Origin of the sequence: Streptomyces roseoviridis (assembly GCF_039535235.1) — a bacterium.
GTDB classification, from domain to species: domain Bacteria; phylum Actinomycetota; class Actinomycetes; order Streptomycetales; family Streptomycetaceae; genus Streptomyces; species Streptomyces roseoviridis.
This window is the reverse complement of record NZ_BAAAWU010000001.1, coordinates 2,145,096-2,157,599: the sequence shown is the minus strand read 5'-3', so window position 1 is coordinate 2,157,599 and position 12,504 is coordinate 2,145,096. Positions and strand designations below refer to the sequence as shown.

Below are 12,504 nucleotides of genomic sequence, written 5' to 3'. Positions count from 1 at the left end.
CGTCCGTGAATCGAGCGTCACCCGGACCTGCCCTTCGCTCTCGACGGGGCATCACCCGAGCCACACTATGTCTGGAATGCCATGAAATGGCGGTTTGGACTTCCGAGTCCGGGTTCTTGGACGTTCATCGCCGTGCCCCCGCCGGGTCTTCTCTCGGTCACTCCGGCTCATTACCGTCCCCGCCGTACCCCCAATGGCTCGGAAGCGAACCATTGGCCGTCGACGAGGAGGTCGGGGCGTGTCACCGGAGATTTCGCGCAGAAGGCTGCTCGCGCTCGGCGGAGGCGCCCTGGGTGCCGCCGCCACCGGATCGCTGCTGCCGCCGTCGCTTCAGGCGGCGATGGCCGCCGAGCCGCCGGCCGGCGGGATGGCCGCGGTGCGCCACGTGGTCGTCCTGATGCAGGAGAACCGTTCCTTCGATCACTACTTCGGCGCCCTGCGCGGCGTCCGCGGGTTCGGCGACCGCAACGCGATCGAACTGCCCTCCGGTGCCTCGGTGTTCGAGCAGCCCGGCCCGCTCGGCCGGACCGTGCTGCCGTTCCCCGTGCGCGGCGCCGCCGAAGCCCAGCGCAAGGACCTCCAGTACATCGGCGACCTCGACCACTCCTGGAGCGGCGGCGGCAAGGCGTGGCGCGGCGGCTGGATGGACGGCTGGGTCTCGGCCAAGACCGCCGCGACCATGGCGTACTACGACCGCCGTGACCTCCCGCTGCACTACGAACTCGCCGACACCTTCACCATCTGCGACGCCTACCACTCCTCGATCCACACCTCCACCAGCCCCAACCGCAACCACCTCTGGTCCGGCTGGACCGGCTACGAGGCGGACGGCAGCCGCGCCGTCACCAACGCCGCCTACGCGGAGGGCACCCATCCCGGCTACGGCTGGTCCACCTACGCCGAGCGGCTCGAAGCCGCAGGACGCAGCTGGAAGACGTACACCGAGTGGGAGAACTTCACCGACAACAACATCGAGTTCTTCACCAGCTTCAAGAAGATCGCCCGCAAGGCGCTCGCGAAGACCGGCGGCCACACCTTCATGGAGTCCTTCTACGCCGCCGTCCGCGAGACCGCCGACTCCGCCGAGCGGGCCAGGCTCCTCGGTCTCCTGGAGGAGGGCGTGGCCACCCTCACCGCCGCCGAGCGCTCCCTTTTCGAGCGGGGGCTGCGCCGGGTCGAGACCGGCACTCTCGCCGACGCCTTCCGCGCCGACGTCGCCGCCGGCACCCTCCCCGAGGTCTCCTACCTCGTCCCCTCCGCGGTCGACTCCGAGCACCCCGGCTCCTCCTCGCCGATCGCCTCCGCCACGCTCGTCTACGAGGTGCTCGACGCCCTCGGCTCGCACCCGGACGTCTGGCGCCACACCGTCGTCCTGATCAACTACGACGAGAACGACGGCTTCTTCGACCACGTGCCGCCGCCGGTGCCGCCCGCCGACGACACCGACGAGCGCTGGAAGGGCCTGCCCACCGGACTCGGCATCCGCGTCCCGCTGCTCGTGATCTCCCCCTGGTCCGTCGGCGGCTACGTCTGCTCCGAGACCTTCGACCACACCTCGGTGATCCGCTTCCTGGAGCGGCTGACCGGCGTCGAGGAGCCCAACATCACCCCCTGGCGCCGGACCGTCACCGGCGACCTCACCTCCGCCTTCGACTTCCACCGGACCCGCCGGCAGCCGCCCGTCGAGCAGCCCGGCCCGATCCCGCCGTTCACCGGCCGCTGGCGGCCGCAGCCCCCCGCCGTCCAGGCGATGCCCGTCCAGGAGCCCGGCACCCGTCCCGCGCGCCCCCTGCCGTACCAGCCGGACGCCTGCGCGACGGTCGAGGACGGCCAGGTCTCCGTCACACTGCGCAACACCGGACGGGCGAGCGCGCACTTCGCCCTGTATCCGTACGCCGGCGAGTTCGCCGTCCCGCAGCACCGTGACGTCAGGGGCACGGCCTCATGGAGCGTCCCCGTCGCGCGCGATCACTATCGCTTCACGATCACGGGTCCGAACGGCTTCCGGCGCGAGTTCGAGGGCCCCGCGGCCGGCGGCACCGCCCTCCTCTCGCGCATCGACCACCACGACCGCGACCTGCACCTCACCGTCCGCAACGACACGGACGCCCCGGTCGCCTTCACGGTCCGGCCGCTCGGTTACGTCGACCCCGAGGACCTCGGCGAGCGCGGCCGCTGGACCCGCACTGTGACCGTGAAGCCCGGCAGGACCCGTACCGTCGTGCACTCCGCCGCCGACGCCCACGGCTGGTACGACATCGAGGTGACCGGCCCCGCGGGCTTCCGCCGCCGCCTCATGGGCCACATCGAGAACGGGCGCCCCAGCGTGTCCGGCTGAGGCCCCGCGGCCGCGGACGGCGGGCGGCGCAGGCCATGAGCCGGTGACGCGCCGCAGGTCAGGGACAGGTTGCGCCGGGACACGGGACCGCCGGCCCGTGGCCCGACGCACCCTGTGAGGATCGCCACGAAAGGGGCAAACGATCACGTTTGGCTGCGAGAGTGGGCGGAGCACCGAACCACCCAGGGAGCACGTCCTTTGGCAGCCATCGCACGGTGGTGCATCAAGCACCGCCTCGTCGCCGTTCTGCTCTGGCTCCTCGCCCTCGGCGGAACCGCCACCGGAGCGGCGATCGCCGGAAGCGCGTACTCCAACGACTACGAGGTTCCCGGCACCGAGTCCGGCCGCGCCACCGCACTGCTCGAACGGGGCTTCCCCGGCGCCGGCGGCGACAGCGACACCATCGTCTGGCACACCGACCGGGGCAGCGTGCGCGCCGCCGCCGTCGAGGAGCGGATGACGGACATGCTCGACGAGGTCGCCGAGCTGCCCGGCATCACCTCCGTGATCTCCCCCTACGACTCCGCTCCCGGCCAGATCAGCGAGGACGGCCGCACCGCCTACGCCACCGTCACCTTCGACGCCCAGGCCGACGACATCCCCGTCGCCCGGGCCGAGGCCCTCGTCGACACCGCCAAGGCCGCCGCGGCCGACCACGTCCGGGTCGAACTCGGCGGCTCCGCCGTCGCCCTCACCGAGGCGCCCGGCGGGCACGTCGCCGAGGCCGTCGGCGTCGTCGTCGCGGCCGTCGTGCTCTTCCTCGCCTTCGGCTCCCTCGCCGCCTCCGCGCTCCCCATCGCCACCGCCCTGGTCAGCGTGGGCACCGCCTACGCCGGGATCGTGCTCCTCGGCCACGTCATGACGGTCGCCGACTTCGCCCCGATGCTCGGCCTGCTCATCGGCCTCGGCGTCGGCATCGACTACGCGCTGTTCATCGTGACCCGGCACCGCAAGGGCCTCAAACGCGGCCTGCCCGTGCCCGAGGCCGCCCGGATCGCCGTCGCCACCACCGGCCGCGCCGTCGTCTTCGCCGGCGCCACCGTCTGCATCGCCCTGCTCGGCATGCTCATCCTGCGGCTCGGTTTCCTCAACGGCGTCGCCATCGCCGCCTCCCTCACCGTCGTTCTCACCGTCGCCGCCTCCGTCACCCTGCTGCCCGCGCTGCTCTCCTTCATCGGCATGCGCGCCCTCAGCCGCCGCGAACGGCGGCAGCTCGCCGAACACGGCCCCCAGCCGGAGCTGCCGACCGGCTTCGCCGCCCGCTGGTCCGCCTTCGTCGAGCGCCACCCCAAGCTGCTCGGCGTCGTCGCCGCCGTCGTCATGGCGGTCCTCGCCCTGCCGACGTTCTCCCTGCACCTCGGCACCTCCGACCAGGGCAACGGCCCCGCCTCCGCGACCACCCGCCAGGCCTACGACCTGGTCGCCGAGGGCTTCGGCCCCGGCGTCAACGGACCGCTCACCCTCGTCGCCTCCCTCGACGGCGCCGACGACCGGCTCGCCCTCGACGAGCTGCCGGACCGGCTCGCGCACACCAAGGGCGTCGAGGCCGTCTCCCCGATCACGTACAACAGCTCCGGCGACACCGCCGTCCTCACCGTGGTCCCCGACTCCGCCCCCCAGTCCAAGGCCACCAGCGAGCTCGTCGACCGGCTCCGCGACGACGTCCTGCCGGCCGCCGCCGACGGCTCCTCCCTCCAGGTCCACGTCGGCGGCGTCACCGCCTCCTACGACGACTTCGCCGAGATCATCGTGGGCAAGCTGCCGCTCTTCGTCGGCGTCGTGATCGCACTCGGCTGCCTCCTGCTGCTGCTCGCCTTCCGCTCCCTCGGCATCCCGCTCAAGGCCGCCCTCATGAACGTCGCCGCCGTGGCCTCCGCCTTCGGCGTGGTCGTCGCGATCTTCCAGTGGGGCTGGGGGAGCGAACTGCTCGGCCTCGGCAGCGGGGGGCCGATCGAACCCTTCCTGCCCGTGATCATGGTCTCGGTGCTCTTCGGCCTCTCCATGGACTACCAGGTCTTCCTGGTCAGCCGGATGTACGAGGAGTGGCTGGAGACCGGCGACAACCGGCGGGCCGTCCGGGTCGGCCTCGCCGAGACCAGCCGGGTGATCAACTCGGCCGCGGTCATCATGATCTCCGTCTTCCTCGCCTTCGTCCTCTCCGGCGACCGCGTCATCGCGATGTTCGGCATCGCGCTGGCCGCCGCCGTCGCCCTCGACGCCTTCGTCCTGCGCACCCTCCTCGTCCCCGCCCTGATGCACATGCTGGGCGGGGCGAACTGGTGGCTGCCGCGCGCGCTCGACCGCGTACTGCCGCGGATCAGCATCGAGCCGCCCGAGTGCCGGGTCGCCGCCGACACCCGTGCGAAGATCCCCACGCGGGTGATCATCCCGCGGACCGAACAGGCGGCGAAGACAGAGGAGAACGAGGATGTTCGCGATACCGCTGGGTGACGACGGAGCCGAGCTGACCCCGCTGCTGCCCTGGCAGGCGGAGGAGTTCCTGGCCCACATCGACCGCGGCCGGGACTTCATCGGCGCCCACGTGGGCCTGCCCGACATCGTCACCGACCTGGACTCCGCCCGCCGCCACCTGGTCCGCTACGCCGAGAAGACCGCCCAGGACGCCGGCTACCTCTACGGCATCCGCGTGGACGGCCTGCTCGTCGGCGGCGTCATGTTCCGGATCTTCGACACCGAGAACGAGGTGGCCGAGGCCGGCTGCTGGATCGAGCCCGGCTACGCCGGACGGGGCCTGGTCACCCGCGCCTGCCGGGTCATCATCGACTGGGCCGTCCGGCAGCGCGGCATCCACCGCGTCGAATGGCACGTCTCCTCCGCCAACGCCCCCAGCATCGCCGTCGCCCGCCGCCTCGGCATGCGCCGGGACGGCGTCCTCAGGCAGAGCTACCTCTACCGCGGCAAGCGGGCCGACATGGAGGTCTGGTCCGTCCTGGCCCCCGACTGGCGGGCCGCCGAAACCCCCGCCTAAGGCACCCTCGTACGTCCCTAAGGCCCCCCGTACCCCGAACATGCGGCACACGCCCGATGTGGCCGTACCCCCTGGGCGACGACAGTAGAGGCATCGCAAGGAGCGATACCGACACCGGAACCGACACCGGATCCGACATCCCGGGGAGCACACGATGTTCGAGTACGAGCTGCACCGCGCCCACCACGCCGAACTGGTCCGCGAGGCCGCCGCGCAGCGGCTGGCGCGTGAGGCCGTCCGCGCCGCCAAGGCCCGCCGCGCGATCCGCCGCACGAACCGCCGCCAGGATCCCGAAGGGCGGGTGAGCGCCGACCCGGACCGCTTCGCGCGGGCCGCGTGACCCCCGTATGACCGGGGCGACGGACGCCTGTGCGATGCTCGGCGCCGTGGAGACCAGGTCAGTCAGCCCCGTGTTCGTCGGCCGAGCCGGTGAACTCGGCACCCTCACCGAGGCGCTCTCCCGCGGCGGCGCGGGAGAGCCCCAGGCCCTGCTCGTCGGCGGCGAGGCGGGCGTCGGGAAGACCCGCCTGGTCGAGGAGTTCACCCACCTCGCCCGCGCCCAGGGCGCCGTCGTCGCCGTCGGCGGCTGCGTCGAGGTCGGCGCCGACGGACTGCCCTTCGCCCCCTTCTCCACCGCGCTGCGCGCCCTCCACCGGCGCCTGCCCGCGGAACTCGCCGCCGCCGCCGACGGCCAGGAGGGCGAACTCGCCCGGCTGCTGCCCGAGTTCGGCGACGTCGGCAGCCACGATCCCGCCGCCGAGGACGGCACCGCCCGCCTCTTCGAGCTGACCGTACGGCTCCTGGAACGCCTCGCCGCCGACCGCACCGTCGTCCTCGTCCTCGAGGACCTGCACTGGGCCGACGCCTCCACCCGGCACCTGCTCGCCTACCTCTTCCGCACCCTGCACCGCGGCCGGATCGTGGTCGTCGCCACCTACCGCTCCGACGACATCCACCGCCGCCACCCGCTGCGCCCCCTCCTCGCCGAACTCGACCGGCTGCGCTCGGTCCGCCGCATCGAACTCTCCCGCTTCACCCGCGCCGAGGTGCACCGCCAGCTCACCGGCATCCTCGCCGCCGAACCTGCCCCGGCCCTGCTCGCCGAGGTCTTCGAACGCTCCGACGGCAACGCCTTCTTCGTCGAGGAACTCGTCGCCTCCCACGCGTGCGGCGCCGCCGCCGGCTCCCTCAGCGAATCCCTCCGCGACCTCCTCCTGGTCCGCGTCGAAGCACTCCCCGAGGACGCCCAGCGCGTCGTCCGGACGGTCGCCGAGGGCGGCTCCACCGTCGAGTTCGACCTGCTCGCCGCCGTCGCCCGGCTCTCGGAGGACGACCTCATCGAGGCCCTGAGGGCAGCCGTCGGCGCCAACATCCTGATCGCCGCCCCCGACGGCGACGGCTACCGCTTCCGCCACTCCCTGGTCCGCGAGGCCGTCAGCGACGACCTGCTGCCCGGCGAACGCTCCCGCCTCAACCGCCGTTACGCCGAAGCCCTGGAGCAGGCCCCCGGCCTCGTCCGCGCCGACGAACGCGCCAACCGCCTCGCCACCTACTGGTACCACTCCCGCGACGCCGCCCGCGCCCTTCCCGCCGTCCTGCGCGCCTCCGTCGAGACCCGCAAGCGCTACGCCTACGCCGAACAGCTCCGCCTCCTCGAACGCGCCCTGGAACTCTGGGACGAGGTGCCCGACGAGGTCCGCGGCGCACTGCGCCCCATGGACTACGCCGAGGCGTATCCGCCGTGCGGCTGCGACCGCGAGACCACCCCGCTGCGCTACCTCGACCTGCTCGCCGAGGCGGCCGTCGCCGCCCGGCTCTGCGGCGAACGCGAACGCGCCCTGAAGATCGGCAAGACGGCGCTGCGGCTGCTCGACACCGACGAGGAGCACGACCCGCTGCGCGCCGCCTGGTTCTGGACCGAACGCGCCCGGCTCCAGTCGAACCTGGCCCGCGGAGACGGCTGGGCCGAGATCGCCCGCGCCCAGGAACTCGTCCGCGGACTGCCGCCCTCCGCCGTCCACGCCCTGGTCCTCGCCGTCGCCGCCGGCTGGGCCATGCTCCGCAACCCCGGCCCCGACGCCCTCGCCGACGCCGAACGCGCCGTCGAATACGCCCGCCTCGTCAAGGCCGAGGCCATCGAACTCACCGCCCGGGGCACCCTCGGCTGCATCATGGTGGCCGCCGGCGACACCGAGCGCGGACTGGCCGAGCTCCACGCCGTACGCGAACGGACCACGGCCCTCGGACAGTTCCACGAGGCGGCCCGCACCCATGTGAACCTCTCCTCCTGTCTGGAAGGGCTCGGCCGTTCTCAGGAGTCCGTGGAGGTCGCCACCACCGGCATCGACATGGCCCGCTCCCACGGCCTGGTCGACAGCGCGGGCTGGATCCGCGCCAACCTCGCCGAGTCACTGATCGCCCTCGGCGCATGGGACCGCGGCCAGGAGGAAGCCGAACTGCTGCTCCGCACCGCGGCCGCCGGCACCAAGCCGGGCGGCACCGCCCTGATGCTGCTCGGCCTCCTCGCCGTCCTGCGCGGCGAACCCGCCCCGGCCGCCGCCCGCCTCGCCGAGGCCGCCGCCCGCTACGGGACCCGCGACCCGATGCCGCAGTACAGCCTGCCGATGGCGCACGTCGAGACCCTCGTCGCCAGCGCCGAGGGACGCCTCGCCGACGTACGGGCCGTCCTCGCCGCCGCGACCGCGACCGGCTTCCCGCCCGGCACCCACCGCTACGGCTGGCCGCTCGTCCTGGCCGCCGTCACCGCGGAGGCCGACGCCCGGGGCCTGCCCGCCGCCGCCGACGGCCGCCCGGCCGCCCTGGACCTGATCCGCCGCTGCGTACGGAACCTGGCCGCCCCGGCACCCGTCTGGCAGGCCCACTCCCTGCACGTCTCCGCCGAACTCGCCCGCGCCGAGGGCCGGGCCACCACCGAGCGCTGGACCGAGGTCGTCACCGCCTTCGAGGCGCTCGACCGCCCCCACGAGCTGGCCCGGGCCCGGCACCGGCTCGCCGACGCCCTCCTCGCCGAAGGCGGGCGGCGCGAGGAGGCCGCGGCGCTGCTCCGCGAGGCCCACGTCACCGCCGTCCGGCTCGGCGCCCACCCGCTGCGCGAGGACGTCGAACTCCTCGCCGCCCGCGCCCGGCTGACACCGCTCACCGCCGACCGGCCCGCGCCGCAGCCGCTCGAAGCCGAGGACGACGCCTTCGGCCTCACCCCGCGCGAACAGGACGTGCTGCGCCTGGTCGCCGAGGGCCGCACCAACCGTCAGATCGCCGAGGAGCTGTTCATCTCACCGAAGACGGCGAGCGTCCACGTCTCCAACATCCTCGCCAAGCTGGGCGTCGCCGGCCGCGGCGAGGCCGCCGCCCTGGCCCACCGCCTCCGGCTCCTCGACGCCCCCGTCTGACCCGGCAGGCGCCCCCGCGGGCACGGGTATCCGCACGGTCACCTTCCCGGAGGCCAGGTCTATCGGACCCTTGTGCGGAGCACCGTCGCCCAGGTCCTCCCGGGTCAGGGCGAGCCGCTGCCGCTCGTCGTCGGTGTGCTTGCGGCTCGGGGCGAAGAGCTCTTCCATCAGGTTGAACACGTGCGGCCTCCCTCTGGCCCTAACCGACCTCCAGCCGGAGGATCCGGTCGTCGTCCGGCCCCGGGGTGCCCCGGGTGTCGGTCTCGCTGGTCACCAGCCAGAGCCGGGAGCCACCCGCGGTCGCCAGGACCGTGCGCAGCCGTCCGTACTCACCCGAGAGGAACGCCCGGGGCTCTCCGGAACGTTCCGCTCCGGAGAGGGGGACGCGCCACAGCCGCTCGCCCCTCAGCCCGGCCATCCAGATCGCGCCGCGCGCGTAGGCGATCCCGCTGGGCGACGCCTCCGAGGTCGGCCACTGCGCCACCGGGTCGGTGAACCCGGAACGGCCCGCCCGCCCCTCGGCCTCGGGCCAGCCGTAGTTCCGCCCCGGCCGGATCAGATTCAGCTCGTCCCAGGTGTTCTGCCCGAACTCCGCCGCCCACAGGCGCCCTTCCCCGTCCCAGGCGAGCCCCTGCACATTGCGGTGCCCGTACGAGTACACGACCGAGCCCGGGAACGGGTTGCCGGGCGCCGGGCGGCCCTCCGGGGTCATCCGCAGGATCTTCCCGCCCAGCGACTCCCGGTCCTGGGCGAGCCCGGTCTCTCCCGTCTCTCCCGTCCCCGCGTACAGCATCCCGTCCGGGCCGAACGCGATCCGCCCGCCGTCGTGCACGACCCCCTTCGGGATGCCCGTCAGCACCGGCTGCGGCGCCCCGAGCCGGTCACCGGCCCCACCCCCGTACCGCATCCGCACGATCCGGTTGTCCGAGGCGGAGGTGAGGTACGCGTACACCCAGCCGTCCCGCACCGCGAGGCCCATCAGGCCCCCCTCGCCGCCCGGCACCACCCCGGGGACCTCGCCGAGCGGCGTCTTGCGCCCGTCCCGGGCCGAGACGCGCGTGATCGTCCGCTCGTCGCGCGACGAGACCAGCAGATCGCCCCCGGGCAGCTCGGTCAGGCCCCACGGCGACCTCAGGCCCTCGGTGAGCGTCCCCGCCACCCTCACCACCGGCGCCCGCGGAGGGCTCGTGGCGGAGGTCGCCGAGGGAGGTGGGCCGGTCGGCGTGGCGGTCGGCCCTCCGCCCCCGCCCCCGCCCGAGGACCCTCCGCACCCGGCGGCCAGCAGCAGCGCGGCGACAGCCCCCGCCACGCCCTTCACGACGACTCGGCCCCGACCCATGTCCCGATCCCTTCAGCGCGGCGGTTCCTGCTCTTGATACACCGCCCGGCCCGTTCGGGTTCCCATCCGCCGCGGCGGGTTTTCCGGGGAGCTCCCTTCCCCTCGGTCCCAGGGCCGCTCGCAGTCCCAGGGCCGCTCTCAGTCCCAGGAGCCCCTCGGCGCCGGCAGCGCCGCGATCTCCGCCAGGTCGGCCCCGTCGAGGGCCAGGCCGGCCGCCCGGGCGTTCTCGACGGCCCACCGCTCCCGCTTGGCGCCCGGGATCGGGATCACGTGCGGTCCGCGGGAGAGCACCCACGCCAGCGCCACCTGCGCCGGTGTGACGTCCTCGCCGTGCCGGGCGGCGACCCGGCGCAGGCCCGCCACCAGCGGCTGGTTGGCCGCCATCATCTCGGCGGTGAAACGCGGGTGCCGGGCCCGCGGGTCGTCCGCCTCGAAGCCGCCGCCCGGGGTCAGGGTCCCGGTCAGATAACCGCTGCCCAGCGGCATCGCCGCCAGGAAGCCCACGCCCCGCGCCTCGCACCAGGGCAGCAGCCGCACCAGCGCCTCCTGGGACCACACCGACAGCTCGGCCTCGACCGCGCTGACCGGGAACACCTGCTGGATCCGCTCCAGTTGGCGGATCGTTCCCTCGTAGCCCCCGTCCGGCGCGCCCCGCCGGGTCGAGCGGGCGCCCACCGCGCACAGGCCGAGCGCCCGCACCTTGCCCGCCCGCACCAGGTCGGCCATCGCGCCCCAGGTCTCCTCCACCGGCACCTCGGGGTCCGCCCGGTGCAGCTGGTAGAGGTCGATCACATCGGTCTGGAGGCGGCGCAGCGAGGCGTCGCACGCCCTGCGCACGTAACCCGGGCGGCCGTTGGCCACGACGTGCCCGTCGCCCACGAGCAGTCCGCACTTGGTCGACACGAAGGCGTCCGCCCGGCGCTCCTTGAGTACCCGCCCGAGCAGCAGCTCGTTGGTGAACGGACCGTACATGTCGGCGGTGTCGAGCAGGTTCGCCCCGGCGTCCAGGGCCGCGTGCACCGTCCGCAACGAGCGGTCGCCCCGCCGCTGGGAGCCGCTGTACGCCCAGCTCATCGGCATGCATCCGAGGCCCACCGCACCCACCCCGAGCGCCGCCGCCCCGATCGTCCTGCGCTCCACCTGCCGGTACCCCTCCCTGTGCCGTCCCCCAAAGTAACCAATGGCGCCCCGGATCCATCGCATAGCCTCCCGGTCATGACGTTCGACGACACCGCCACTGACGTGTGGCTTCCGATTCCGGCCGACGAGATCGAAGGGCTCCCCGCGCCGGGCGCGTCGGGGCTGAACTACCGCTTCTGGGACGGCGGTCCCGACTTCCCCGCCGATCCGGAGCGCTGCGCCTTCTACGTCGTGCCGTACATGAAGGGCGAGGAGGTCGCCTGCCGGCCGCTGCCCGCCATGGGCTCCGTCCGGGTCGTGCAGACGCTCTCCGCGGGCATCGACCACGTGACCCCGGGGCTCGGCGCCCTGCGCCCCGGCGTCCGGCTGTGCAACGCCCGGGGCGTGCACGAGGCCAGCACCGCCGAGCTGACCCTCGCCCTGATACTCGCCTCGCTGCGCGGCATCCCCGGCTTCGTGCGCGGCCAGGACGCGGAGGAGTGGCGGGCCGGGTTCTATCCGGCACTCGCCGACAAGTCCGTGCTGATCGTCGGGTACGGGTCGATCGGCGCCGCCATCGAGGACCGGCTCGTTCCCTTCGAGTGCGCGCGGGTCGTGCGCGTCGCGCGCTCCGCGCGTGCCACCGAGCGCGGTCCGGTGCACGCCCTGTCGGAGCTGCCCGCGCTGCTGCCCGAGGCCGACGTGGTCGTGCTCTCCGTCCCGCTGACGCCCGGGACTCGCCATCTCGCCGACGCCGGGTTCCTCGCCCGGATGAAGGACGGCGCCCTCCTGGTCAACGTGGCGCGCGGCCCCGTGGTGGACACGGCCGCGCTCCTCAAGGAGGCGGAGAGGGGCCGGATCACCGCCGCGCTCGACGTCACCGACCCCGAACCGCTGCCGGCCGGGCATCCCCTCTGGCACGCGCCCGGTGTCCTGGTGAGCCCCCACGTCGGCGGCTCCACCTCCGCCTTCATGCCGCGCGCCAAGCGTCTCCTGGCGGCGCAGCTGACCCGGTTCGCGGCGGGGGAGGAGCCCGGCAACGTCGTGCTCACCACCTGATCCGCCGGCCAGGGCGCGCGCCCCCTGAGTGCGCTGCTCACAAGCCCCCTGGTAGTCACGGAGAGTACTGCACCCCTGTCCCTGAGTGACGATCCTGGTGTATGGTCCGGGATCGGGGGACTGCGTCGGGAACGGGCGGACGCTGGGGAGCGAAGTGACGGGTCATCAGATTCCGAGGGGGGCGACGGGTGAAGCACGGCCGAGTGACCGACGATCCGACGCGGCGGTGCCGCCGCCGGCCACCCCTCCG

The 12,504-nt window shown here is 73.8% G+C and carries 9 protein-coding genes; 6 read left to right on the top strand and 3 right to left on the bottom strand.

The features are described from left to right. Nucleotides 1-238 precede the first annotated feature (238 nt). The 5 genes from ABD954_RS09625 to ABD954_RS09605 all read left to right on the top strand — a co-directional run bounded on the left by ABD954_RS09625 (nucleotide 239) and on the right by ABD954_RS09605 (nucleotide 8,737). Nucleotides 239-2,338 carry a phosphocholine-specific phospholipase C gene (locus tag ABD954_RS09625; protein ID WP_345485461.1) on the top strand — a complete coding sequence of 700 codons (2,100 nt, stop codon included), beginning with the start codon at nucleotides 239-241 and terminating at the stop codon, nucleotides 2,336-2,338. Between the two features lie 198 nt (nucleotides 2,339-2,536). Beyond that, entirely contained in the window at nucleotides 2,537-4,789 is a 2,253-nt protein-coding gene (locus ABD954_RS09620) for an MMPL family transporter (protein ID WP_345485460.1), read from the top strand. Continuing rightward, the gene (locus ABD954_RS09615) at nucleotides 4,767-5,327 is read left to right on the top strand and encodes a GNAT family N-acetyltransferase (protein ID WP_345485459.1); all 561 of its coding nucleotides are present in this window, start codon (nucleotides 4,767-4,769) and stop codon (nucleotides 5,325-5,327) included. The genes ABD954_RS09620 and ABD954_RS09615 overlap by 23 nt, the downstream gene beginning before the upstream one ends. A 154-nt stretch (nucleotides 5,328-5,481) precedes the next feature. Further along, nucleotides 5,482-5,667 carry a hypothetical protein gene (locus ABD954_RS09610; protein ID WP_345485458.1) on the top strand — a complete coding sequence of 62 codons (186 nt, stop codon included), beginning with the start codon at nucleotides 5,482-5,484 and terminating at the stop codon, nucleotides 5,665-5,667. 34 nt (nucleotides 5,668-5,701) lie between these two features. Further along, a complete protein-coding gene (locus ABD954_RS09605; RefSeq protein WP_345492059.1) occupies nucleotides 5,702-8,737 on the top strand; it encodes a helix-turn-helix transcriptional regulator in 3,036 nt (1,011 codons plus the stop codon). Here the strand turns inward: ABD954_RS09605 and ABD954_RS09600 are convergent. From ABD954_RS09600 to ABD954_RS09590, 3 genes are all read right to left on the bottom strand, one after another. Beyond that, nucleotides 8,621-8,905 (bottom strand): DUF6191 domain-containing protein, encoded by a 285-nt coding sequence (locus tag ABD954_RS09600; RefSeq protein WP_382745905.1) that lies wholly within the window; start codon nucleotides 8,903-8,905, stop codon nucleotides 8,621-8,623. The genes ABD954_RS09605 and ABD954_RS09600 overlap by 117 nt on opposite strands. Nucleotides 8,906-8,936: 31 nt before the next feature. Then, nucleotides 8,937-10,076 (bottom strand): PQQ-dependent sugar dehydrogenase, encoded by a 1,140-nt coding sequence (locus ABD954_RS09595; protein ID WP_345485456.1) that lies wholly within the window; start codon nucleotides 10,074-10,076, stop codon nucleotides 8,937-8,939. 138 nt (nucleotides 10,077-10,214) lie between these two features. Then, complete coding sequence (locus ABD954_RS09590) at nucleotides 10,215-11,216, bottom strand: aldo/keto reductase (protein ID WP_345485455.1); 1,002 nt, start codon at nucleotides 11,214-11,216, stop codon at nucleotides 10,215-10,217. 75 nt (nucleotides 11,217-11,291) lie between these two features. Here ABD954_RS09590 and ABD954_RS09585 point away from each other — a divergent pair, with 75 nt between their 5' ends. Then, on the top strand, nucleotides 11,292-12,254 hold the full coding sequence (locus tag ABD954_RS09585; protein ID WP_345485454.1) for a 2-hydroxyacid dehydrogenase: 963 nt from the start codon (nucleotides 11,292-11,294) through the stop codon (nucleotides 12,252-12,254). Nucleotides 12,255-12,504: the final 250 nt, after the last annotated feature.

What these genes read in the sequence shown, in the direction of transcription:
- ABD954_RS09615 (WP_345485459.1), top strand. Translation starts at nt 4,767, where the DNA reads ATGTTCGCGATACCGCTGGGTGACGACGGAGCCGAGCTGACCCCGCTG.
- ABD954_RS09610 (WP_345485458.1), top strand. Translation starts at nt 5,482, where the DNA reads ATGTTCGAGTACGAGCTGCACCGCGCCCACCACGCCGAACTGGTCCGC.
- ABD954_RS09605 (WP_345492059.1), top strand. Translation starts at nt 5,702, where the DNA reads ATGCTCGGCGCCGTGGAGACCAGGTCAGTCAGCCCCGTGTTCGTCGGC.
- ABD954_RS09600 (WP_382745905.1), bottom strand. Translation starts at nt 8,905, where the DNA reads ATGGAAGAGCTCTTCGCCCCGAGCCGCAAGCACACCGACGACGAGCGG.
- ABD954_RS09595 (WP_345485456.1), bottom strand. Translation starts at nt 10,076, where the DNA reads ATGGGTCGGGGCCGAGTCGTCGTGAAGGGCGTGGCGGGGGCTGTCGCC.
- ABD954_RS09585 (WP_345485454.1), top strand. Translation starts at nt 11,292, where the DNA reads ATGACGTTCGACGACACCGCCACTGACGTGTGGCTTCCGATTCCGGCC.